The following is a 23,404-nucleotide window of genomic DNA, read 5'->3' as shown; positions in this document are numbered from 1 at the left end:
CCACGCGGTCCACGCAGGTTCGAATCCTGCCCTCTCCGCCACACCACCACACCAGCCCCACCACCGAGAACCACCGGCTCGCAAAGTCAGCGCAGGGTGACGGAGATTTCTCTGTCCAGTTCCGCTGCCCGAACCTTCAGCTCCTTACGCAGGTTCGGGGGCGGCGGAATTCACCACACCCCCCTTGGTCGAACCGGCGCTGAGCCGGGGCTGAGACTTGCTAGAGAATTGCTCGACCATTTCGTTGCCGAATTCTCTCTTCCGTGTGCGCCCTGACCTGCTCGCGGTGTCGTAGCGGGGCCGGTGGGTGCCCGCGCGGCCGGTGCAAACGCGGAACTTCCGGTGTCGCACACCGTGTTGTGGACAGCCTCCGCGTCTATGGTGACGCCGGTTCCATTCACCCCAGACAACGGGGGAGTGTCAAGTTGAGGAGAGTCATGTCTGGTACAAGAAAGTCTTGGACTGGGGCCTTTTTGGCAATAGCAGTCGTGGGCACCGTCACGGCGACCGCGATACCGAGCCAGGCCGCGTCCACCGGGCACAAGCCCACCATCGCCCCGAACGCCGTGGTCGTGGCGAGCAACCTGCACAACCCGCGTGGCGTCCGGGTCCAGCCCGACGGCTCGCTCGTGGTGGCGGAGGCCGGTACGACCCTGGCCACGTGCCCGCCGCCGCCGGCCAACCAGCGCAACAGTTGCCTCGGCTTCACCGGCTCCCTCTACCGTGTGGCCGGCTCCTCGAAGGGCCGTGTCGTCACGGGCCTGCCCTCCGAGCAGATCAACCAGGACTACGGCACCAGCGTGCTCACCCGCGTCGCCGGAGCGGTCCAGGCCGACTACGCCGGTGACGGCACCTTCCAGGTGAGCTACGGCCTGAGCGGTGCGCCGGCGGACCGTGCGGCTCTCGGTGCGGGCAGCGAGCCGCTCGGCTCGCTCAGCACGTCCAAGGGCAAGGTCCTCGGTGACCTGGCCGAGCACGAGCTCGAGCACAACCCCGACGCCGCGGACGGCATCACCGGCGGCCCCTTCTCCAACCCCTGGGAGTTCGCCAAGGACGGCAAGGACTTCCTGGTCACCGACGCCGGTGCCAACGACCTGATCCGGGTCCACGCGGACGGCACCACCTCGACCGAGTTCCTCTTCCCCAACAACATCTCGGCCAACCCGGCCACCTCCGACCCGCAGACCCCGGTCGGGCAGCTGCAGGCGGTGCCGACCGGTATCGTGCGCGGCCACGACGGCGCCTTCTACATCGCCGACATGAGCGGCATGGAGCAGGGCAAGAGCCGTATCTGGCGCTACGTCCCCGGCAGCCAGCCGACCGTCATCGCCACGGGCCTGACGGACGTCCTCGGCCTCGCCCTGGACCCGCACAGCAACGACCTGATCGCCCTGTCGTACGGCACCGGTACGTCCAGCAACCCGGGGCCCGGGGCCCTGAACCGGATCAGCACCTCGACGGGCGCCGTCACCGCGATCCAGACCACCACTCCTCTGGTGGCGCCCGCGGGCCTGGCCGTCACCTCGAACGGTGACGTCTATGTCACCAGCAACACCCAGGGCAGCACCGGCGAGCTGCTGAAGTTCCCGGCTTCCTGATCCGGTTCGACCGGAGGCCGCCGGGCGTACGGCGGTGGATGTCACATCCGTGCGCCCGGCGGTGTCTATATGCCAAACAGGCCGGCAGGCCACTGAGAAGGCCACTGAGAAGGCCGCAGGATAAGGAGAACACCATGGCAGTGCGTGTCCCGAAGGCCGAGCTCCCCGCCGAGATGAAGGAAGCGCTGGTCAAGCAGCTCGGGGCCGTTCCCGAGCCCGTCGAGGTGAGCTTCAACAACCCCGCCGTCGCCACCTCCAACCTGGAGTTCTCGGCGAAGATCGCCGCGTGGGACGCGGCCGACGAGGGCCTGAAGACCTTCGCGCACATGGCCGTCGCGGCCCAGGTCGGTTGCAGCTGGTGCCTGGACATCAACTACTTCGCCGCGCTGAACCAGAACCTCGACATGGAAAAGGCGAGCCAGGTGCCGAACTGGCGGAACTCCGATGTGTTCACCCCGCTGGAGCGTGAGGTGATGGAGTACGCCGAGGCCATGACGAACACGCCGACGACCGTCACCGACGAGCTGTCGGCGAGCCTGCTCAAGCAGCTCGGCCCGGCGGGGCTGGTCGAGCTCACCGTGTTCATCGGTTTCGCCAACCTGTCCACCCGGGTCAACACGGCGCACGGGATCACCTCGCAGGGCTACTCCGAGGCCTGCGAGATCCCGCTGGCCAAGCGTTCCCAGACCGCTGTTGCCTGACGGCATGATTCGTGAGACTCATGACCTCATGACCGATGATCCGTTCGTCGTCCACCGCAGCCTGCTGTTCACCGTCGCCTACGAGATGCTCGGCTCCGCCGCCGACGCGGAGGACGTGCTCCAGGAGACCTGGCTGCGGTGGGCCGACGTCGACCGGTCCCAGGTGCGTGAGCCCCGGGCGTATCTCGTCCGGGCCGTCACCCGGCAGTCCCTCAACCGGCTGCGCAGCCTGTCGCGCAGCCGCGAGGACTACGTGGGCGAGTGGCTGCCGGAACCGCTGCTGACCAGCCCCGACGTCGCCGAGGACGTCGAACTCGCGGAGAGCGTCTCGATCGCGGTGCTGACCGTGCTGGAGACGCTCGGGCCGACCGAGCGGGCGGTGTTCGTGCTCCGCGAGGTGTTCGACATGCCGTACGGGGAGATCGCCGAGGCCATCGGGAAGTCCCAGGTCGCGGTACGGCAGATCGCTCGCCGGGCACGCGAGCACGTGGCGGCCCGGCGGCCGCGGGTGCAGGTCAGCCGGTCGGAGAAGCAGGCCGTGGTGGAGCGGTTCCTCACGGCGTTGCGCACCGGGAAGCTCCAGGAACTGCTGGAGGTCATGGCACCGGACGTCGTCCTGGTCACCGACGGGGGCGGCCTGGTCGCCGCCGCTCTGGAGCCGATCCACGGAGCCGACGCGGTGGCGCCGATCCTCGCCCGCGCCAACCGGGTGGTGGACGCGCTGGAGACCACGACGGTATGGCTCAACGGCGCGCCCGCGGGCCGGATCGAGTTCGACGGCACTCCGGCCGCGGTGAGTCTCGAGGTGGAGGATGGGCGGGTCACGCGGATCTATGTGGTGCGCAACCCGCACAAGCTGACGCGCCTCGACGAACTGGCCGATCTCGCCCGGTAGTTGGGTCGTACGGCAGATGTCATGAGTGGTCCGGGCGGTTGCGAACCGCCCGGACCCACGCATTGCAAGGGAGTGATCATGGAAACCGGCCTTCCCGTCCCCCGTCCGGCGCCCGGCTGGGCCACCGCCGCGGGGCTGCTCGGCTTCGCCGCGTACGGCGGTTCCGCCGCCACCGATGCCGGCTCCGCCGCCGACCGTCTGCTGATCGCCGAGCGCATCGCGCGCTACGGCTGGGCCTACGACGAACACGACCAGGCCGCGCTCGCCGAGTGCTTCACCGCCGACGCCACCTGGCGCGGCACCATCATGGGCGAGATCGAGATCCCCGCCAAGCACGGGGCCGAGAACATCGCGGCGCAAGAGGCCGACCTGTGGCCGAAGCAGGGCGACCAGCGCCGTCACCTGTTCACCAACCACGTGATCGAGCTGTCCGGCGACGAGGCCACGGCGCACGCCTACATGCTCCAGTTACGTATCGGCCACGCCCACTCCTCCCTCGCCATCTCCGGCGCCTACCGCTTCCACCTGCGCCGCGAGGCCGACGGCGGCTGGCGCATCGACAGTCTGACGGCCGCGCTCGAAAACCTGATCTGAGCGGCGCCGCCGGCCCGCGGAAAGGCTCAGGCGATCCCCGCCAGCCGCAGCAGCAGCGCCTTCACCTCCGTGGCGGCGAGGGTCCCCGAGACCTCGCCCGGACGGGAGCACAGCAGGACCGGTCCGTCCTCGGGCCGGTCCGGCAGCCTGCCGTGGCTGCCGCGCACCGGGGAGGGGTCGAGCGGGACGACGGCCATCCGGTAGCGCATGCCGAGCTTCTTGCGGGCCAGCGCCTTGGCCGCCTTGACCTTCACATACGGGTCGTCGGGGTCCATGAACAGTTCGGCGGGGTCGTAGCCGGGCTTGCGGTGGATCTCCACGAGCCGCGCGAAGTCGGGGGCGCAGGTGTCGTCGAGCCAGTAGTAGTACGTGAACCAGGCGTCCGGCTCGGCGACCGCGACGAACTCGCCGGCGCGCGGGTGGTCCAGGCCGTATTCCTTCTTGTCCGCGTCGGCAAGGACCGCATCGATCCCGTCGAGGCCCTCCAGCACCTCCCGGACACCGGCCAGGTCCTCGGGCCGGCGCACATACACATGCGCGATCTGGTGGTCGGCCACCGCGAAGGCGCGGGAGGCGGTGGTGTCCAGGTACTCCATGCCGTCCTGGGTGTGCACCTCGAGGTAACCGGCACGGCGCAGCGCCCGGTTGATGTCGACGGGCCTGCTGACCGGGGTGATGCCGTACTCGGACAGGACGACGACGGTGCGTCCCTCGGCGTCGGCGTCGTCGAGCAGCGGGGCGAGCACGGCGTCGAGGTCGGCGGCGGCCTTCAGAGACCGCGGGTCCGTCGGGCCGAACCGCTGGAGGTCGTAGTCGAGGTGCGGTACGTAGCACAGCGTCAGGTCGGGGTGCCGGGTGCGGTTCAGATGCCGGGTCGCGTCGATGATCCACTCGCTGGACACCAGGCCGGCCGTGGGGCCCCAGTAGCTGAACAGCGGGAACGTACCGAGTTTCGCGGTGAGTTCGTCGTGCAGCCCGGGCGGCCGGGTGTAGCAGTCGGGTTCCTTGCGGCCGTCGGCGTAGTAGACCGGGCGCGGGGTGACGGTGAAGTCGGTGTCCGCGCCCATCGCGTACCACCAGCAGACGTTGGCGACCGTGTAGCCGGGGTGCAGCCGGCGGGCCGCGTCCCAGACCTTGTCGCCCTCGACGAGCCCGTTGTGCTGGCGCCACAGGAGGATCTCGCCGAGGTCGCGGAAGTACCAGCCGTTGCCGACGACGCCGTGCTCGGCGGGCATCGTGCCGGTCAGGAAGGTGGACTGGGCGGCGCAGGTGACGGCGGGCAGCACGGTGCCGAGTCCGGCGCGCGAGCCGTGGCCGGCGAGGGCCTTCAGCCGGGGCATGTGGTCCAGGAGCGCGGGGGTCAGGCCCACCACGTCCAGCACGAGAAGGGGCGTCGGGGACGTCGTCACGGCTGTTCCTTGAGTCCGAGGTCGGTCAACAGGTCGCGGGCCAGGCCGAGTTCGGCGGCAATGCCGTCGGCGAGCTGGGCGTCGGTGGCCGGACGCGCCGCCACGGGCAGGGCCTGCCAGGTGTAGGTCTCGACCTCGAAGTGGCGGCTGACCGCGGTGGGCCCGCCGACCAGCGCGGCGAGCGTCTCGCGCAGCACGCCGAGCGTGGAGGTGAGCGGCGGGGCGGGCGGCTGGTGCAGCGGTACGTGGAAGTGGGCCCGCCAGGGCACGGTGTCCGGCAGCGCGTTCCCGCTCAGCGCCTGGCCGAGGTCGTCGGTGCCGTGCAGGACCCCGTCCGCCCGGGCCCGGGTCTGGTGCAGGAAACGCGGCTCGTCGAAGGCGGCGAGCGCCGCACGGACCGCCGGGTCGCGCGGGTCCTGTGCGTGCAGGGCCGCGGAGAGCTGCACCTTGGGCACCGGGACGCCCGCCCGTGCCAGGTTCGCGAGTGCCGTCCGGGGCTCCTCGAAGCTGGTCGCGAGGTGACAGGTGTCCAGGCACAGGCCGATGCGGTGGCCGGGCAGGGCGGTGAGCGGGGCGAGCGCGTCGGTGGTGGTCTCCACCGCGCAGCCGGGCTCCGGCTCCAGGGCCAGCCGGATCGAGCGGCCCGATTCCTGCTCCAGCCGGTCCAGACGGCGGGCCAGTTCGGTCAGCGCCGTGTGCGCCGAGGCGGCCGCGGCCTCGTCGAAGCCGGTGCGCCAGGCCAGCGGCAGCGTGGAGACGGTGCCCTCGGTGACGTCGGGCGGCAGCAGCCGGGCGAGCAGTCGCGCCAGGTCGGCGGTGTGCTCCAGGCGCCGCGGGTCGGTCCAGTCGGGCCGGTAGACGCGGTACTTGACCTGCTCGGCGCCGAAGCCCTGGTAGGGGAAGCCGTTGAGGGTGACCACCTCCAGGCCGCACCGGTCCAGCTCGGTGCGCAGCCGACGCAGCGCGGCCGGCTCGGCGTTCAGGACACGCACCGCGTCGCGGGCCAGCCACAGTCCTATGCCCAGGCGCTCGACGCCCAGGCGGCGGCGGACCGGTCCGCAGTGGGCGGAGAGCTGGGCGACGACACCGTCGAGGGTCTCGGCCGGATGGACGTTGGTGCAGTAGGCGAGGTGTACGGTCGTGCCGTCGGGGTGCAGGAAGCGCACGGTTCATTCGCCCCCGCGCAGTATGGAGTTGCCCTCGTGCAGCTCCTGCGGCTTGGCGGGTTCCAGGACCAGCCGGCCGCTCTGCCCGTAGAACGTGACGGGGTTGCGCCACAGCACCCGGTCCACGTCGTCCTCGCCGAATCCCGCGGCGAGCATCGCCTCACCGACCCTGCGGGTGTTGAGCGGGTCGCTCTTTCCCCAGTCCGCGGCCGAGTTGACCAGGACCCGCTCCGGTCCGTACTCCTTCAGCACGGCGACCATGCGGTGGGGGTCCATCTTGGTGTCCGGGTAGACGGAGAAGCCGAGCCAGGCACCCGAGTCCTTGGCCTCCTCGACCGTGGTCTCGTTGAGGTGGTCGACCAGGACGTGTTCGACGGGCAGTTTCGACTCGGTGACCACGTCGAGGGTGCGGCGCAGGCCCGTCAGCTTGTCGCGGTGCGGGGTGTGCACCAGGGCGGGCAGGCCGTGCTCGGCGGCGAGTTCGAGCTGCGCGGCCAGTGCGGTGTCCTCGGCCGCCGTCATCGAGTCGTACCCGATCTCCCCGACCGCGACCACGCCGTCCTTGACCAGATAGCGCGGCAGCTCGTCAAGGACGGGCACACAGCGCGGGTCGTTCGCCTCCTTGGGGTTGAGGGCGATGGTGCAGTGGTGTGCGATCCCGTACTGCGCGGCCCGGTAGGGCTCCCAGCCGAGCAGCGCGTCGAAGTAGTCGAGGAAGCTCTGCGGCGAGGTGCGCGGCTGACCGAGCCAGAAGGAGGGCTCGACCAGCGCTCGCACTCCTGCCGCGTACATCGCCTGGTAGTCGTCGGTGGTGCGCGAGGTCATGTGGATGTGCGGGTCGAAGATGCGCATCAGGCTTCCTTGGCGGTCAGGGCGAGTACGTGGGAGAGGTCCTCGGGGACGGGCCGCCCCGCGGCGGTACGTTCCGCGGCGAAGTCCCGCAGCATGCGGGCGAGTTCGGCGTCCGCGCGGGCCCGGTCCGCAAGGCCTGCGACGACGGCCAGCGGCACTGCGGTGAACAGGCACTTGAGGACGGCGTGGCGCCAGGCGTGGGCGTCCAGATGGGCGGCGGCACCGGTCTCTACGGCCGCGGCGACCAGCCGGGTGTCGTTGGTGCGCAGCGCGTCCTCGAGCAGCGGGACAGCCTCGTGCGGGGCGAGAGGCAGATGCGGCAGGGCCAGCAGGACGGCGCGGCGTTCGGCGGCGGTGCCCCGCTCGTAGAGCCGGGTCACGGTGGCCGCGTCGGGGCGGGCGGTGTGCAGCAGGAGGACGCGGACGGCCTCCGCCGCCTCTGGTGAGCCGCACTCCCGGCCGGCCGCCGCGAACCGCCGCTCCCACGCCGCGATGCCCCGGCGCGGCGGGGCGTCCGGGCCGGGGCGGGCGGCGTCGTGCGCGTCGGCGAGCGCGGCGTCGATCCATGCGGCGCTCTCGGGACCGAGGCGGGCCGGCAGTTCCTCTCGGGTGATGGGCATACGGGTTTCCCTACGCGGACGGCGCCGCGAAGGCGGCGGTGGGCGAGGAGGCGGCGCGGGGCAGCGCGGTGAGCTGGGCGCGCAGGAACTCCATGGAGGAGCGGGCGAGTCGCGGGCCGGCGTGCGAGTGGCGGGGCAGCTCGACGACGGTCAGCCCCTGGTAGCCGGTGGCGTCGAGCGCGGCGAGCACGGCCGGGAAGTCGATCTCGCCCTCGCCGAGGGGCAGGTGTTCGTGCACACCGCGCCGCATGTCCTCGATCTGCACGTGCCGCAGCCAGGGAGCCGCGGCGCTGACGCAGTCGGCCGGCGGCAGCGGCTCCAGGCACTGGCAGTGCCCGATGTCGAGGGTGAGGCCGAGCAGCGGGTGGTGGCCGAGCTGTGCGCGCAGCCGGTGGAAGCCGGCGAGCGAGTCCAGGAGGTGACCGGGCTCAGGCTCGATGGCGAGCGGGACGCCGGCCCGTTCAGCGGCGTCGAGGACCGGGCCGAGGGAGTCGCCGAGCAGGTCCCAGGCGGTGTCCTCGCTGGTGACGACGGACCGGACTCCGCTGAAGCAGTGCACCGCGTGGGCGCCGAGGTCCGCGGCCACCCGCACCGCGGTGACCAGGAACTCGGTCCGCGCCGCCCGCCCCTCCGGCTCCGGTTCGATCAGGGTCGGGGCGTGCTTGCGGCGGGGGTCGAGCACATAGCGGGCGCCGGTCTCCACGGTGACGGACAGGCCGAGCGCGTCGAGCCGGCCGGCGATCCGGGCCACGCGGGCGGCGAGATGCGGGCCGAGCGGGTCGAGGTGCATGTGGTCGAGGGTCAGGCCGACGCCGTCGTAGCCGAGTTCGGCCAGTATGCCGAGTGCGTCGTCGAGCCGCAGGTCGGTCAGGCCGTTCGTGCCGTAGCCGAGGCGGATGCTCATGTGGGGCTCACCTTCCGGGCCGCTCGGCGGGCCACGGGCACCAGTGCGGTGAGCAGCCCGGCCGGGGCGAGCGCACCGGAGCGTGCCGCGAGGGCCGCCTGCAGCGGGATCATCGCGCGGATGCCGCCGCCCACGGCCTTCTGGGTCAGGGGCGGTGACGGGTTCAGCGCGGCATGCAGGTAGGGCCGCGCCGCCGTTGCCACGTAGGCGCCCGCGCACGCGGTCCGGGCAAGGTCGTGGGGCGTGCCGAGCGACCTGAGCGGCCTGCTCCGGCGCTGTCCGGTGCGCGGGCCGTCGCTGCCCCGTACGGCGCCGGTCAGCAGGCCGAGGGCGGCGGTCGCGCCGAGCGCGGCGAGTGCCCTGCCCGGCGCCCCGCCCTGGGTCTCGTGGCGGGAGACGGCGGTGACCGCATAGGTGTGGGCGCCGAGCGCGGCGGCGGACGGCAGTGCGCGGCGCACCGCCCGGGCCGTGCCGTCGGCGACGGCCGCGTCCCGGTCACCGGCACGGGAGCCGGCGGTGGCCACCGCCCCGAGGAGCAGGTCGAGGCCGCGGGCGGCGGCCATCGCCGCCGGGCCGCCGGGCGTGTGCTTCAGCCGCAGGTCGTACGCCCAGACAGTGCCGGCGAGGGCGGTGGCGGTGAGCGCGGCGGAGCGGCCCGCGACGAGCGCGAGGCCGATCCCGGTGGCCGTCAGCGCGGCCGCCGCCGTCAGCGCGTGAGCGGGGGCGATACGGCCCGAGGGCAGGGGGCGGTGCGGGCGCTCGGCGGCGTCCTCCTCCCGGTCCGCCCAGTCGTTGAGCGCCATGCCGGCCGTGTACAGGCACAGCGAGGTGCCGGCCGCCAGGGCGGTGCGGGCGCCCGGGCGCAGCCCGCTCGCCGCGGCCCCGGCGAGCGCGTCGCCGGGAACGGTGAACAGGGCGGAGACCCGGAGGAGTTCGGCCCAGTCGCGGGCGGTGCTCACCGTGCCGCCCCCAGGCGGGCGGCGAAGCCCAGGAGCACGTCGTACTGCTCGGCGAGCGCCGCGGAGCCGCCGTCCGGATCCTTGAAGTAGAAGCCCAGCTCCGGAAGGCTCCCGGTGATCCCCGCCTCGTGGGCGCGGGCGGCGAGCCGGGCCAGGTCGAGCACGAGCGGCGCGGCGAGCGCCGAGTCGCAGCCCTGCCAGATGGTCTGGAGGATCATGCCCGCGCCGAGGAAGCCCTCGAAGGCGACGTGGTCCCAGGCGGTCTTCCACTCGCCGAGCGCGGGTACGTCGTCGATGTGCACCTCACCCTCGGGCAGCACTCCGAGGGTGTCCTGAAGGACCCGGTTCTTGCCCGCGTTCTTCGCTGCCGCCGCGGCGGAGTCGGCGAGCGCCGCCCCGTCTCCGCCGCCGAGCAGATTGGTGCCGGACCAGGCCCGTACGGTCAGGGCGCGCTGGCGGAACATGGGCGCGAGCACCGCCCGCAGCAGGGTCTGCCCGGTCTTGCCGTCCCGGCCCGCGTAGGGCACGCCCGCGGACCGGGCCGGCTCCTCCAGGGCCGGGTGGCGCACACCGGTCGACGGGGTGAAGTTCACGTACGCGCAGCCCGCGCGCAGGGCGGCCGCCGCGTACAGGGAGCTGGCCGGCAGCCGGGGGTCGCCCGCGGCCGGGGCGGGCTCGGTGGAGGCGACGTTCACGACGACGGTCCGGGCGAGCGCCCGGCGGCGGGTGAAGTCCTCGATGTCGGCGGCGAAAGCGGCGATCAGCTCCTCGTCGCTGCGCCGGTCTCCGGCCAGCGGTCCGCCGGTGCGTATCTCCCGGTCGGCGGCGGCGAGTTCGTGGTGCACCGCCTGGCCGAGGCCGTGCGGCAGGACGCCCTGTTCGGTGAGTGCCTCGGCGCGCTTGGGCAGCGGCCAGTCGACGGTGTCGTGGCCGCCGAAGACGAGGCCGGACAGGGCGGGCAGGCGGGCGCCGGTGAAGGCCTCGGTCTCGGTGACCATGCCCGTCGGCGGGTGCAGCCCCGCGGCGAGCGCGGCGCACCCGGCGACCGCGGTCGTGGCGACGGAGCCGCGGGCTCCGATGAACCACACGCCGGTGCCGGGCCCGCTCTCGGGTCCGGGGCGGGTACCGGACGTCTCGTCATGTTCGGACACGGAAGGCCTCCTGAAGTGCGTCGGTTCTGACGAGCGGGTCGAGCGGGGCAGAGGGGGGAAGGGGTGGTCCCTGAGCTGGGGGCGGCTTGCGGCCTGTCCGTACGGCGTGCCGGTCTGGGCGCTACAACGTGCGCTGCTGGAGCTGTGCGGCCAGCTCGCTCCAGACGGCCGCGCAACTGCGGGCCAGATCGGCGACCTCGGGGGACCAGTGGCCGGGCAGTCCGCGGTGCAGCGTCTCGGTGTCACCGCCGTCGACGGAGTAGTGGTGCAGCCAGCGCAGGGCGCGCCGGCCGGCTTCGTTGAGCCGCAGCGAGGGGTCCTCGCCGAGCCGTGCGAGCAGTTTGTGCCGGTCCACGGGGACGGCGCTGCGTTCGGCACGTGCGGGGGCGGCGGGCGGGCGCGGCCGGTTCGCGGTGGGGTCGCCGGCCACGGGCCCAGGAGCGCGGTAACGGACCGGGACGGGGTCCTCGCCGCGGTCGATGCGGCGTCGTACGTCGCGCACCGTGGCGGGTGACAGGCCGGTGGCGCGGGCGACCTCGCGCAGTCCGGCGTGGGGCAGGTCGAGGAGGATCGCGGCGGCGTGGCGCCGGCGCTGAGCGCTGTCGAGGGGCCGTACCCGGCCGTCCCGGCCGAGTCTCGTTTCGCACGGTGTGCTGTCCCCGGCGCCCGAGCACACGCGGATGCGGGAGACGGTCTTGTCGGAGAGTCCGGCGGCGGCCGCGACCGCACGGTCCGACCAGCGCGGGTAGGCACGGACGATCCGGGCCGCCGCGGCCGTGCGGTCGGCGCGGGACAGCGGCATACCGTGGGTGACGTTGGCCCGCACCGCCAGTACGAAGGCCGCGGCCCGGTCGCAGTCCAGCAGCCGTGCGGCGATCTCCGAACGGCCGTTGACCTGGGCCGCACGGACGCGGTGGGCGCCGTCGATGACCCGCAGGGTGGGGCGGTGCACCACGATGGGAGGCAGACAGTCCCCGGCCTCGGCGAGCGCCCGCACATGGGCCTGGTCCTCCCCGGCCAGCCGAGGGGAGTCGTCCAGGACGAGCGAGTCGATCCGTACGCGGGTGACGGGGTGCGAGGCGATCCACAGGGCCGATGACTCGATCGCGTCGGGATCGACCGCCGGGTATGTCAACTGCTCGGCCTGAGACACGTGCACCTCCTGACGCGATGCGCAAGGGACCAATTTCCGACAGCGACATTGGAGGCGGTGGGCCAGAACAGTGTCAACGAGCCACAAGCGGGTCTGGAAGGCGGCTCGAGCCCGTCTTGAGGACGAGGCTTGCCGACCGGCGCCCCGGTACCGGGCCATGTCACAGTGCACTGGTTCGCGGTGTCTCAGTGACGTACCCACTGAGACGTACACCCCGGCCAGCGGCAAGGAGTTCATCATGGAACCGCGTCTGAACCTCTACAACAGCCCCGTCATCGCCAAGTCCCTGAAGTACTTCGCCTCGGCGAGCAGGACCCTCATCAAGGAGTCGTCGCTGCCGAAGACGATTCAGGACCTGGTGATGCTGCGGGCCAGCCAGATCAACGGCTGCGGCTACTGCACGGACGCGCACTCCAAGGACCTCGCACATGCCGGGCAGTCCGCGACGCGCGTCAACCTGGTCGCGGCCTGGCGGGAGTCCACCGTCTTCACCGACGCGGAGCGCGCCGCGCTGGAGCTGACGGAGCAGGGCACCCGCATCGCCGACGGCGCCGGCGGCATCACCGACGAGGCCTGGGCCGACGCCGAAAAGCACTTCGACGAGGAGCAGCTGTCGGCGCTGATGTGCTTCATCGCCTTCATCAACTCCTCCAACCGCTTCGGCGTCCTCAACCGCACGCCCGGCGGCAGCTACACGCCCGGCGACTTCGGCTGACCGACGCCCGCCCGGCGCCCGCCCACGTCCCGTGCACCGCTCACCGGTGCCCGGGACGCTGTCGCGTGTGGCACGGGGCGGGGTGATGTGCGGCCGGAGGGCGGGGTGATGTGTGCGCCGGGGCGCGTCGTCATGTGCGGTACGGGGTGCGGCGGGTCCAGATGGGCTCGAGGCCGTGTCGAGGGCCGGTGGACGCCCGGGCGTGCGTCACGGCGGGCCGGTCCCGGATCTGCCTGCACCAGCCTGCCTCCGCTGCCGTCGACGGGTGTGCAAGGGCGGGGTCTCCGCGGTTGCACACCATATGGCCTGGTCGGGCGGCGTGCCTATAGTGACGCCGGTCGAACGCGCTCTGCCCACGGGCCTGGCCGTCAGCGGGCCGCCTGACTCGGTTCACCTGTTCCTACAGTTGCGAGGCATCCATGACGGAAGAAGCGGTGAAGCACCCCCTCGTCTCCTTCCCCCAGGACCGTACGTGTCCCTACCACCCGCCGGCCGGGTACGACCCGCTGCGCGCCGCCCGGCCGCTGACCCGGGTCAGGCTCTACGACGGCCGCGCGGTGTGGCTCGTCACCGGGATCGCTGCGGCCCGGGATCTGCTCGGCGACCCGCGCCTGTCCGCCGACCAGGACAACGAGGCGTTCCCCTCGCCCACCGAGGGCTTCAAGAACCGTGTTCGCGGGCGCCGGCTGTCCCTCCTGGGCATGGACGACCCCGAGCACAAGACACTGCGGCGGACGGTGATCCCCACCTTCACGGCCAAGCGCGTCTCCGCCCTGCGCCCGAAGATCCAGGAGATCGTCGACGCACTCATCGACGACATCATCGCCCAGGGGCCGCCCGCCGAGCTGGTGAGCGCGTTCGCGCTGCCGGTGTCCTCGCAGGTGATGTGTCTCATGCTCGGTGTGCCGTACGCCGACCACGAGTTCTTCGAGGAGCAGTCGCGGCGGCTGATAGCCGGCCCGACCGTCGAGGACACCCAGCGGGGCGGGGAGCAACTCGACGCCTATCTGGGCGCGTTGATCGAGCGCAAGCAGCGCGAGCCCGGCGACGCGCTGCTCGACGAGCTCATCCACCAGCCGCTGGCCGAAGGGGCCATCCGGCCCGACGAGCTGATGGCGTTGGCGGCCCTGCTGGTCGTCGCGGGCCATGAGACCACCACCAACATGATCTCCCTTGGCGCGTTCACGCTGCTGGAGCACCCGGACCGGCTCGCCGAACTGCGCGCGGACCCGGAGCTGATGCCGGCCGCCGTGGAGGAACTGCTGCGCTTCTGTGCCGTCGCCGAGGGCGGCATGCGGGTGGCGACCCAGGACATCGAGTACGCCGGACAGACGATCCGCGCCAACGACGGTGTCGTGATGTCGACGTCCCTGATCAACCGGGACACCGCGGCCTACAGCGCGCCCGACGAGCTGGACTGGCACCGCCCCGACCGGCACCACCTCGCGTTCGGCTTCGGCATGCACCAGTGCCTGGGACAGAACCTCGCCCGCGCCGAGATCGAGATCGCGCTGCGCACCCTGTTCGACCGGCTGCCGGGGTTGAAGCTCGCCGCGCCCGTGTCGGAGATCCCGTTCAAACCGGGCACCACGCTCCAGGGGATGCTCCAGCTCCCCGTCAGATGGTAGGAGACAAGCGTGCGGATCCAGATCGACAAGGACCGGTGCGTGGGCGCGGGGATGTGCGCCCTGACCGTGCCGGGTGTCTTCACCCAGGACGACGACGGCTTGAGCGAGATCCTGCCCGGGAGGGAGGACGGCGCCGGCGAGCCGCTGGTGCGTGAAGCCGTACGGGCCTGCCCCGTGCAGGCAATCGCCGTCGGTGACGAGTAGCGAGGAGCGTTCCGGAACCGGCACGCGGGGGCCGTACTGCCGACGTGCGGGCGGCCCCCACCGCACGGTTGGTTCCGGCTGGCCCGACGACACCGTCGGGCTCGGCGCGTGCTCCGGGAGTGCGAGAGGTGAGAGAGCCGGTGTGCACCGCACGTCCCGCTCGGACTGGGCGCCCGGGAACGCGTAGAGTCCGGCCGCCTGGCCGCCCTTGGCGAGGGGAACGCCGTCCACATGCTCCTGCGGCGGGTCGAGGGTTTCGGCGAGCGCCATGAGGTGCGGCCAGGTCCTCGATGAGCCCGTGGACGGCGGCCGGCGGGCCGCGGACGTGATCGGGCGTCAGCCGCCCCCGGCTGCGCCGTCGCGTCGACGGCTGCGAGGAAGGCGTCCGCGGCCATCCTGGTCATGCCCGGTCTTCGAGCTGGACGCGGACCTGCGACTGAGCCGGCACGCCGGACTCGCCGATCCGCACACCCTCCATCCTCGCGTGACCTACGTCACTTTCTGCCACTCTTGGCGCGGTGGCGCCCCCGTGTCACTATCGGAGCAAGCCACGCCTGCCCGAAAACTGTGCAGGGCCGGGGAGTTGGGTGTCTCATCCGACGGTCCGTCAGCCCGACCGCTTTCGCCTCCCGATGCGGCCCGGCTCTTTCTTCCCCCAGGACGACGAACCGGCGCGCACGCTCTTCCCGTGCTTCCCGCCCCCCTCCACGAGCGCTGCTTCGCGCGCTGCGCCGGGCAGTCCCGCACGGTGACACCGGACCCGGGCGTGGACCGGGCGGGAGCCGTCACCGACCTGCGCGCTCAGGGAATCGACTGCGGGATCTCCTCCAGCGCACTCTCGCCACACCCCTACACGCCGAACCCATGTCCACTCAGGCCCCAGAAAGGGCAGCATGACGAGCGAACAGCCAACCCCGGACGGAATACTGCGGCTCATCAACGGCTACTGGGCCACCGGCCTCATCGGTGCGGCCGCCGCCCACTCCGTCTTCACCCACCTCGACAACGGCGCGGACACAGCAGCGCGGCTCGCCGCCCGTGCCAAGATCTCCGAGCGGGGCGCCCAGACCCTGCTCGACGGACTCGTCAGCGTGGGTCTGGTCGAGCTGCGCGACGGCGCCTACCGCAACACCGCAGAGGCGTCCGCGTACCTGGTCGAGGGCAGGCCCGCCTGCCTGACCAGCTTCGCCCAGCTCAAGCTGACCCACATGGGCTCCTTGGCCGACCTGCCCGAGGTGGTGCGCGCCGGGGGCCCGGTGAAGCATCCCACGACGGAGGTGGCCGACAACCCCCACTGGGAGCTTGTCGTCCCGGCCATCGCCGCGCAGTCGGTGCCCGCGGCGACCGTCGCCGCCGAGGTGCTGCGGCTGCCCGAGGCCGGCGAGGTCTCGATCCTCGACGTGGGCGGCGGCTCGGGTATCTACTCGGCGGTCTGGCTGGAGGCCAACCCCAAGGCCCGCTCGACCCAGCTCGACTGGCAGCCGATCAACGACATCGCCCGCCGGCTGCTGGCAGAGCGCGGCCTGGCCGACCGGTTCACCTGCCTCGACGGTGACTTCCACACCACCGACTTCGGCGAGGCGGTCTACGACATCGCGCTGTACTCCCACATCGCCCACCAGGAGGGGGCGGAGGAGAACATCGAGGTCTTCTCCAGGCTGCGCAGGGCCCTCAAACCCGGCGGCGCCCTGGTGGTCTGTGACTACGTTGTCGAGGACGACCGCAGCGGTCCGGCGTTCCCGCTGCTGTTCGCCTCGGAAATGCTGCTCAAGAGCAACCAGGGAGGGACCTGGCGGCGCTCCGACTACGACGGCTGGCTCCGCAAGGCCGGCTTCGAGGACGTCGCGTTCCACTCCGCGCCGCCCGCCACCTTGGTCGTCGCCCGCTAGCGGCACGGTTTCGCACCACAGCCAGGAGGAACCGACAAGAGTTGGAGGACTCGTGTCCGAAACCACCGAGACCGAGGACGCCTATGCGGCCATCGCGGAATCGGCCCGGCTGGTGGGGGCGCCCTGCTCACCTGAGAAGGTCCTGCCGGTCCTGACCGCGTACCAGGACGCTCTCCCGGACGCCGGGGTCGTACTGAGCGTGTCGACCGGCGAGCACCCGCCGGCAGAGCTCGACTACACCATCGCGATACCCGTGCAGGGCGGCGACCCCCACGCCGTCGCGCTGGCACACGGCCTCGTCGAGAAGACGGACCACCCCGTCGCCGGCCTCCTCGGCGACATCCGGGCGCATGTCCCCGTCAGCGAGTACTTCGTGGACGGCGGGACCCAGAGCGGCTTCAGCAAGATCTACGCGCACTTCCCCTTCCACCTGCAGAGCGTGTCGCAGCTGGCGAAGCTGCCGTCCATACCGCCCGCCCTGGCCGAGAACGCGGATCTCTTCGCACGCCACCACCTGAACGAGGTGGCGATGATCGGGATCGACTACCAGCGCAGGACGGTCAATCTGTACTTCGCCGAACTCCCCGGGGAATTCGGCGAGTCGCACAACGTCCTGTCGCTGCAGCGCGCGATCGGTCTGAGCGAACCGGAGGGGAGGATGCTGGAATTCGCCCGGAGGTCGTTCAGGGTGTACGTCACGCTCGGCTGGGACTCCGCGCGGATCGAGCGGATCTGCTACGCCCTGGCGCCGACCCGCGACTGGGATCCCTCGGCACTTCCCGTACGGATCGAGCCGGAGGTCGAGAAGTTCGTCAGGAACTCCCGGCGCCGTTACGACGGAGAGCCCATCGTGATCGCGGCCGTCAAATGGACCCGCGAGGAGCGATACATGAATCTGGGGCCGTACACCGCGCTTTCGCCGCTGATGCGCACGTTGCTGAAGAAGCTCACCGGGCAGCAGGTCTGATCCCCGGCGGCCTCCGCTTTCCCGGACACGGGAAAGCGGGGTCCCGGCTCAAGCGGGCCTCCAGACGGCATGTCCACCATGGCCGTAACGGACGGTTCCGTTCACGAGACCACGCATGCCATCACCGGAGGGACCATGACGACCGGATCCATCAGCGCCGCAGCCGGTTCGACCGCCATGAGCACGCTCGGGGACGCACTCGCCCGGGCCGGAGCGGAGTCGATCACCGGGCAGCGGGAGCAACTGGCCGAGGGCCTGCTCCGTGCGTCGCTGAAGCAGTGGGAGGATCCCCGGGCGAGGGTGCAACTGCTCGCGGACGTGCGGGCCGCGATCACCGAAGAGGCGGGCGCGGAACGCATGCGCGACTTCATGTCCGCCCAGTCCTCCCAGATCTTCAGCCAGTTGGGCAAGGCCCTCGGGCTGGCCCAGACGCTCGACATCGCCGAGGTGGCAGACCTCCTCAAGGTGCCGCCGGTGAACATCAACGCGGCCCAGTCACAGGTGTGGGGCATGGTCATCCTGCGCTACATCCTGAAGCTCGAACCGCTCGCGTCCGCCTCGACCGACGAGCTCGTCGACCTCATCGGCCCCACGATCCAGCGCTACTTGGTCGGCTAGCGGCGACAGTGGTCCGCGTCACTTCGAGCGGCTCTTGGTGGCGCACGGCACGCGTGTCACCATTCCCGTGCGTCACCCCTGCCTGAAACTCGTACCGAGCAGGCGTCAGCGGGTCGAGTGCCACAGCCGCCGTTCACCAGGCGGGGCCGGGCCAAGCCCGGTGCGGCACCGGATTCTTCTCGCCCTCACCTCTCACTCACGCCTCTCGCGCACTTGCTGCCACGGACGTGCACGCACGTGGCGTGCCCCCTGCGCTCCCCCGGGTTGGCGCGAGCCAGGTCGTTCTCCGCCGCACTCGCCGCACGCCCACCACCCAGCCGACCGCATCCTTGATCGAAAGGCAGTACGACCATGGCAGACAGAACCGGCGCAGCAACCAGCAGCGGTCCACCAGGGCGCCCGGCCGCGCTCCCGTCGCTCACCGGTCTGAGGTGGGTGGCGGCCATGCTCGTGTTCTTCTCCCATGCCTCGCTGCTCTCCGGTCCCAACCGGCCGGACGCGCCGCTCAACCTCTTCGCCAACCACCGCATCGCCAAGGGGCTGTCCGACGTCTTCGGGCCCGGATATGTCGCGGTGTCGTTCTTCTTCGTGCTCAGCGGTTTCGTCCTGGCCTGGTCGACGAAGCCCGGGGAACGGGCCACGGCGTTCTGGCGGCGCCGTGCCCTGAAGATCTACCCCAACCACATCGTGGTCTTCGTCATCGCGATGTGGCTGTTCGCCTCCTCCACCCCGATGCACGCCTGGCTGCCGAACCTCTTCCTGGTGCACACCTGGAGCAACCAGCCCGAGGTCATCTCAAGCGTCAACCTCCCGGCCTGGTCGCTGTGCGTGGAGGTGTTCGCCTACGCCCTCTTCCCCCTGCTGCTCATGCTGCTGCGGCGGATCCCGGAGAGCAGGCTGTGGCTGTGGGCCGGCGGGATGGTCGCCTGTGTGGTAGGCGTCCCGGTCGTGACGCAGCTGTTCGTCTCCGGCGGCGTCCGGATACCGATGTACCACCTGTGGATGAACCAGCTGTGGTTCAGCTACGGCTTCCCGCCCATGCGCCTGTTCGAGTTCGGTCTCGGCATGGTCCTGGCCCGGATCGTCGCCGCCGGCCTGTGGCCGCGGATCGGTCTGGTGGCCTCGGCAGTCGCCTTCGGCGCGGGCTACTGGCTCACGTTCGCGCTGCCGTACCCGTACCGGTTCTACGTAGGCACGATCATCCCGTTCGGCATGCTCATCTGCGCCGCGGCCGCGAAGGACGTACGGGGCGAGGGCGGCTGGCTCGCCAGCCGGCCCATGGTGTGGCTGGGCAACGTGTCGTTCGCCTTCTACGTCGTCCAGGGCGTCGTCATGTTCTGGGGCCGGCCCCGCGTCCTGGACGCCCGGACCTACGGCGTCGTGCCCGCCCTGGGGCTGCTGATCGCGCTGTTCCTGGCGAACCTGCTGGCCGGCTGGCTGCTGTACCGCCTGGTGGAGATGCCCGTGATGCGGCGCTGGAGCCGCAGCAGGAAGCGGCCCTCGCAGGCCGCCCCCCGCAGCACGGAATCCGTGCCGGTCGGCAAGGCCGCCTGAGCTCAGAACTCCCGCAACCCCCTTTCGAACACCACAACGTGACAACGCGTCGGCTCGCGTGAGGAAAGGATTGACATGGCCAGGAATGTGGACACCGACGTCATCGTCGTCGGAGCCGGTCCCACCGGTCTGATGCTGGCTGGGGAGCTGCGCCTCGGCGGTGCGGACGTCATCGTCGCCGAGGCGCTGGAGCGGCCCACCGGCCAGTCGCGTGCCCTCGGCTTCACCACCCGCGCCCTGGAGTCGTTCGACCAGCGTGGCCTCGTCCCCCGCTTCGGCACCGTCGAGACCATGCCGATGGGCCACTTCGGCGGCATCCCGTTCGACTACACGGTCCTCGAGGACGCGAACTTCGGCGCCCGCGGCATCCCGCAGTCCCAGTCGGAGGCGGTCCTTGAGGCGTGGGCCGGTGAACTGGGCGCGGACATCCGCCGCGGCCGGTCCTTCCTCGGCCTGGAGCAGGACGAGGACGGGGTCACGGTGACCGTGGCCACCCCCGGCGGTGAGCGGGAAGAACTGCGCGCCCTGTTCGTGGTGGGCGCCGACGGCGCGCACAGCGCGGTGCGCAAGGCGGCCGGGATCGACTTCCCCGGCACCTCCGGCACCCAGGTGATGCACCTCGCCGACGTCTGCGGCTCCGGCGTCCGTGCGCGGCCCTTCGGCGAGCGGCTGCCGGGCGGCCTCGTGCAGGTCTTCCCCGGCGGCGACGTGGACCGCGTCATCATGACCGAGTACGCCGCCTCGGCGGAGAACCACAACGAGACGCCCGAGTACGCGGAGATCGCCGCGGCCTGGCTGCGGGTGACCGGCGAGGACATCTCGGGCGGCACTCCCCTGTGGGTCAGCTCCTTCACCGACGCCACCCGCCAGGCCGCCGAGTACCGCCGGGGCCGGGTGCTGCTCGCCGGGGACGCCGCCCACATCCACCTGCCCGTCGGCGGCCAGGGCATGAGCGCGGGCGTCCAGGACGCGGCCAACCTCGGCTGGAAGCTCGCCGCCACCGTCCGCGGCTGGGCGCCCGAAGAGCTGCTGGACACCTACCACAGCGAGCGCCACCCGGTGGGAGCACGGCTGCTGGCGAACACCCGCGCCCAGGCCATGTCCATCTTCGGCGGCGACGAGTCGCAGGGCCTGCGCGACCTGTACGCCGAACTGATCGCCCTCGACGACGTGAAGCGGCACCTGGCCGGCATGGTCAGCCACGTCGACATCCGCTACGACATCGACCCCGAGGGCCACCCGCTCGTCGGCCGCCGGCTGCCCCCGCGCACCCTGCACGCCGTGGGCGGCCCGGTGCAGACCCCCGAGCTGCTGCACCCGGCCCTCGGCGTGCTGCTCGACCTCTCGGACACGCCCGAGCTGCGGGCCGCCGCGGCAGGCTGGAAGGACCGGGTCACCACCGTCACCGGCACGCTGGCGTCCGACGGAGCCTTCGACGGGGTGGCCGCGCTGCTGGTCCGCCCCGACGGCTACATCGCCTTCGCGGGCGACGACCCGGCCGGCCTCTCCGCCGCCCTGCACCGCTGGTTCGGCACCCCGGACCTTGCCTAGGCGCCCCAGGACCTCACGCCCCGTCAAAGGTGCGCCCGTCAATCGAACGTGAGGATGTATGTCGAACAACAATGAGGTGGCAGGTCTCTACTCTGTCATCGAGGAATCATCCCGACTGGCGGGCATCACCTGTGCACGCGACAAGGTCTGGCCGATCCTGACCGCGTACGGGGATGCGCTCGCGCAAGCCGTGGTGGCCTTCCGGGTGGCGACAGGCGAGCGCAACGCCAAGGATTTCGACTGCCGCTTCACCATGCTTCCCAAGAGCATGGACCCGTACGCGGTCGCGCTGTCGAACGGGCTGACCGTGAAGACGGACCATCCCGTCGGGAGCCTGCTGGAGGAACTGCACCGCGAGTTCCCCGTCGAAAGCAGCGGTATCGACTTCGGAGTCGTCGGCGGGTTCAAGAAGACGTGGTCCTTCTTCCCGACCGATGCCCTCCAGTCGCTGTCCGATCTGGTCAGGCTGGAGTCGCTGCCGGCCGCCGTCGCCGGGAACCTCGACTTCTTCACCCGGTACGGGCTCGCCGACAAGGTGAGCCTGGTCGGTATCGACTACCCGAGCAGGTCGGTGAACCTGTACTTCGGCGCGGCCCCCGAGGAGAACTTCCGGGCCGAGGGCATCACGTCGATCCTCCGGGACGCCGGACTGCCCGCGCCGAGTGACCGGCTGATCCGGCTCGGCACCCGGGCGTTCGGCATATACGCCACCCTGACCTGGGATTCCCCGAAGGTCGAGCGGATCACCATCGCGGCCATGACGCCGGATCCGACGACGCTGCCCGTGCGCATCGAACCGAAGATCGAGCACTACGTGAAGAACGCGCCCTACAGCACCGACGACCGTCAGTTCGTCTACGCGATCACCTCGTCGCCCAAGGGCGAGTACCACAAGCTCCAGTCGTACTACAAGTGGCAGTCGCGGGTGGAGAACGTACTGCTGGTGTCCGACGACGTCCGGCCGCACGCCGCCAAGTAGCGAGTGAGAGAGAGAAACCGATCATGGATTCCGTGAACGTCGCCATCATCTACTACAGCGCGACCGGCAACGTGCACACCCTGGCGAAGGCCTGCGCCGAGGGCGCGGAGAAGGCCGGCGCGACCGTGCGGCTGCGCAAGGTCCGCGAACTGGCCCCGCCGGAGGCCGTGGCCACCAACCCGGCCTGGGCCAAGCACATCGAGGACAGCGCCGACGTCACCGAGGCCACCCTTGAGGACCTGGGCTGGGCCGACGCCGTCCTGTTCGGCACCCCGACCCGGTTCGGCAACCCGGCCAGCCAGCTCAGGGCGTTCATCGAGACGACCGGTCCGCTGTGGGCCCAGGGCAAGCTCGCGGGCAAGGTGTGCTCGGCGTTCACCGCCTCCAACACCGCCCACGGCGGACAGGAGTCGACGATCCTGGCACTGGCCAACACCTTCTACCACTGGGGCGGCATCATCGTGCCCCCGGGCTACACCGACCCCGTCCAGTTCAAGACCGGGAACCCGTACGGGACGTCGCACGTGGCGGGCCAGGGCGCGCCCGGCGAGGACACCCTGCAGTCGGCCCGCCACCAGGCCCAGCGCGTCGTCCAGACCGCGGCGGCGCTCAAGGCCGGCCGCCCGGCCACTGTCTGACGGTCCGTCATCCACGCACACCGCGGTGCCGCCCCGCCCGCCGCCCGGCAGGGACGGCACCGCGGTGGCCGGTGTGTCCGCCGCATCCCAGGGCGGGCCGCGGTCCCGCCGAACCTGCAAGGAGAACTCGCGTGAACATCGCACTGTGGATCGTCGCGGCGGTGCTGGGCGCAGCATGCCTGGCCGGCGGCGCCATGAAGGTCGCACAGCCCACGGAGAAGCTGGCCGCCGGCGGCTTCGGCTGGGTCGAGGACTTCGGCTCCGGTCCCGTCAAGGCCATCGGCATCCTGGAGATGCTGGCCGGGGTGGGTCTGATCCTGCCGGGGGCGCTCGGCATCGCGCCGGTGCTGGTGCCGTTGGCCGCCCTCGGCCTGGCCCTGCTGATGGTCGGCGCGGCCGTCACCCATGTGCGTCGTCACGAGGCCCAGCCGATCGTGGTGAACGTGGTCCTGCTCGCCGTGGCGGCCTTCGTGATGTGGGGCCGCTTCGGTCCCTACTCCTTCTGACCGGTGGAGAAGCTCTCCCCGTGAAGGGCTCCGCAGCCCACAAACCGACACTGCCCACGTTGAAGGTCCAGCGGCTGGCTCTGGCCCGCCGGTTCGCCCAGCACACTGAGGAGCAGGCATGACACCGCAGGCCACACTCGCCCGGCTGCGTGA

General features: G+C 71.5%; 23 protein-coding genes. 15 read left to right on the top strand and 8 right to left on the bottom strand.

The window, feature by feature from the left end; genetic code table 11:
- Positions 1–488: 488 nt before the first annotated feature.
- From ADK64_RS37975 to ADK64_RS37960, 4 genes are all read left to right on the top strand, one after another.
- Complete coding sequence (locus ADK64_RS37975; RefSeq protein ID WP_053666662.1) at positions 489–1,598, top strand: ScyD/ScyE family protein; 1,110 nt, start codon at positions 489–491, stop codon at positions 1,596–1,598.
- Positions 1,599–1,732: 134 nt separating this feature from the next.
- Complete coding sequence (locus ADK64_RS37970) at positions 1,733–2,299, top strand: carboxymuconolactone decarboxylase family protein (RefSeq protein WP_053666661.1); 567 nt, start codon at positions 1,733–1,735, stop codon at positions 2,297–2,299.
- Positions 2,300–2,327: 28 nt separating this feature from the next.
- On the top strand, positions 2,328–3,194 hold the full coding sequence (locus ADK64_RS37965; protein ID WP_053666660.1) for an RNA polymerase sigma-70 factor: 867 nt from the start codon (positions 2,328–2,330) through the stop codon (positions 3,192–3,194).
- Between the two features lie 78 nt (positions 3,195–3,272).
- Positions 3,273–3,788, top strand: coding sequence for a nuclear transport factor 2 family protein (locus tag ADK64_RS37960; protein ID WP_053666659.1), 516 nt, complete (start codon positions 3,273–3,275; stop codon positions 3,786–3,788).
- Positions 3,789–3,814: 26 nt separating this feature from the next.
- Here the strand turns inward: ADK64_RS37960 and ADK64_RS37955 are convergent, their stop codons facing one another.
- The 8 genes from ADK64_RS37955 to ADK64_RS37920 all read right to left on the bottom strand — a co-directional run bounded on the left by ADK64_RS37955 (position 3,815) and on the right by ADK64_RS37920 (position 12,002).
- Positions 3,815–5,197: a nucleotide pyrophosphatase/phosphodiesterase family protein gene (locus ADK64_RS37955; RefSeq protein ID WP_053666658.1), complete on the bottom strand. Its 1,383-nt coding sequence runs from the start codon at positions 5,195–5,197 to the stop codon at positions 3,815–3,817.
- Entirely contained in the window at positions 5,194–6,363 is a 1,170-nt protein-coding gene (gene eboE / locus ADK64_RS37950) for a metabolite traffic protein EboE (protein WP_053666657.1), read from the bottom strand. The genes ADK64_RS37955 and eboE overlap by 4 nt, the downstream gene beginning before the upstream one ends.
- 3 nt (positions 6,364–6,366) lie before the next feature.
- On the bottom strand, positions 6,367–7,215 hold the full coding sequence (locus ADK64_RS37945) for a TatD family hydrolase (protein WP_053666656.1): 849 nt from the start codon (positions 7,213–7,215) through the stop codon (positions 6,367–6,369).
- Entirely contained in the window at positions 7,215–7,835 is a 621-nt protein-coding gene (locus ADK64_RS37940; protein ID WP_053666655.1) for an EboA domain-containing protein, read from the bottom strand. The genes ADK64_RS37945 and ADK64_RS37940 overlap by 1 nt, the downstream gene beginning before the upstream one ends.
- A 10-nt stretch (positions 7,836–7,845) precedes the next feature.
- Positions 7,846–8,739 (bottom strand): sugar phosphate isomerase/epimerase family protein, encoded by an 894-nt coding sequence (locus tag ADK64_RS37935; RefSeq protein WP_053666654.1) that lies wholly within the window; start codon positions 8,737–8,739, stop codon positions 7,846–7,848.
- Positions 8,736–9,698, bottom strand: a complete 963-nt coding sequence (locus tag ADK64_RS37930) for an SCO3242 family prenyltransferase (protein ID WP_053666653.1) — start codon at positions 9,696–9,698, stop codon at positions 8,736–8,738. Before ADK64_RS37930 ends, ADK64_RS37935 begins: the two co-directional genes overlap by 4 nt.
- Positions 9,695–10,849, bottom strand: a complete 1,155-nt coding sequence (locus tag ADK64_RS37925; RefSeq protein WP_053666652.1) for an inositol-3-phosphate synthase — start codon at positions 10,847–10,849, stop codon at positions 9,695–9,697. The genes ADK64_RS37930 and ADK64_RS37925 overlap by 4 nt, the downstream gene beginning before the upstream one ends.
- A 121-nt stretch (positions 10,850–10,970) precedes the next feature.
- Positions 10,971–12,002 (bottom strand): ParB/RepB/Spo0J family partition protein, encoded by a 1,032-nt coding sequence (locus tag ADK64_RS37920; protein WP_053666651.1) that lies wholly within the window; start codon positions 12,000–12,002, stop codon positions 10,971–10,973.
- Between the two features lie 238 nt (positions 12,003–12,240).
- Here ADK64_RS37920 and ADK64_RS37915 point away from each other — a divergent pair, with 238 nt between their 5' ends.
- From ADK64_RS37915 to ADK64_RS37865, 11 genes are all read left to right on the top strand, one after another.
- Positions 12,241–12,717, top strand: a complete 477-nt coding sequence (locus ADK64_RS37915) for a carboxymuconolactone decarboxylase family protein (RefSeq protein ID WP_053666650.1) — start codon at positions 12,241–12,243, stop codon at positions 12,715–12,717.
- A gap of 419 nt (positions 12,718–13,136) precedes the next feature.
- Positions 13,137–14,345 carry a cytochrome P450 gene (locus ADK64_RS37910; RefSeq protein WP_053666649.1) on the top strand — a complete coding sequence of 403 codons (1,209 nt, stop codon included), beginning with the start codon at positions 13,137–13,139 and terminating at the stop codon, positions 14,343–14,345.
- A 9-nt stretch (positions 14,346–14,354) separates the two neighbouring features.
- Positions 14,355–14,549 carry a ferredoxin gene (locus ADK64_RS37905; protein ID WP_053666648.1) on the top strand — a complete coding sequence of 65 codons (195 nt, stop codon included), beginning with the start codon at positions 14,355–14,357 and terminating at the stop codon, positions 14,547–14,549.
- Between the two features lie 893 nt (positions 14,550–15,442).
- Positions 15,443–16,438 (top strand): class I SAM-dependent methyltransferase, encoded by a 996-nt coding sequence (locus ADK64_RS37900; RefSeq protein WP_053666647.1) that lies wholly within the window; start codon positions 15,443–15,445, stop codon positions 16,436–16,438.
- Between the two features lie 52 nt (positions 16,439–16,490).
- Positions 16,491–17,405 (top strand): aromatic prenyltransferase, encoded by a 915-nt coding sequence (locus ADK64_RS37895; RefSeq protein ID WP_053666646.1) that lies wholly within the window; start codon positions 16,491–16,493, stop codon positions 17,403–17,405.
- 135 nt (positions 17,406–17,540) lie between these two features.
- On the top strand, positions 17,541–18,023 hold the full coding sequence (locus ADK64_RS37890; RefSeq protein WP_053666645.1) for a hypothetical protein: 483 nt from the start codon (positions 17,541–17,543) through the stop codon (positions 18,021–18,023).
- A 351-nt stretch (positions 18,024–18,374) separates the two neighbouring features.
- Positions 18,375–19,577: an acyltransferase family protein gene (locus ADK64_RS37885; protein WP_063790018.1), complete on the top strand. Its 1,203-nt coding sequence runs from the start codon at positions 18,375–18,377 to the stop codon at positions 19,575–19,577.
- A 75-nt stretch (positions 19,578–19,652) separates the two neighbouring features.
- The gene (locus ADK64_RS37880; protein WP_199829823.1) at positions 19,653–21,128 is read left to right on the top strand and encodes an FAD-dependent monooxygenase; all 1,476 of its coding nucleotides are present in this window, start codon (positions 19,653–19,655) and stop codon (positions 21,126–21,128) included.
- A gap of 58 nt (positions 21,129–21,186) precedes the next feature.
- Complete coding sequence (locus ADK64_RS37875; protein WP_063790017.1) at positions 21,187–22,107, top strand: aromatic prenyltransferase; 921 nt, start codon at positions 21,187–21,189, stop codon at positions 22,105–22,107.
- A gap of 23 nt (positions 22,108–22,130) precedes the next feature.
- Positions 22,131–22,745: an NAD(P)H:quinone oxidoreductase gene (wrbA, locus tag ADK64_RS37870; RefSeq protein ID WP_053666642.1), complete on the top strand. Its 615-nt coding sequence runs from the start codon at positions 22,131–22,133 to the stop codon at positions 22,743–22,745.
- A gap of 131 nt (positions 22,746–22,876) precedes the next feature.
- On the top strand, positions 22,877–23,251 hold the full coding sequence (locus ADK64_RS37865; RefSeq protein WP_053666641.1) for a DoxX family protein: 375 nt from the start codon (positions 22,877–22,879) through the stop codon (positions 23,249–23,251).
- Positions 23,252–23,404 lie beyond the last annotated feature (153 nt).

Source organism: Streptomyces sp. MMG1121 (genome assembly GCF_001280015.1).
In the GTDB taxonomy this organism is placed as follows: Bacteria; Actinomycetota; Actinomycetes; order Streptomycetales; family Streptomycetaceae; genus Streptomyces.
The sequence above is the reverse complement of the archived record's forward strand: the minus strand, read 5'-3'. Positions and strand labels throughout refer to the sequence as shown.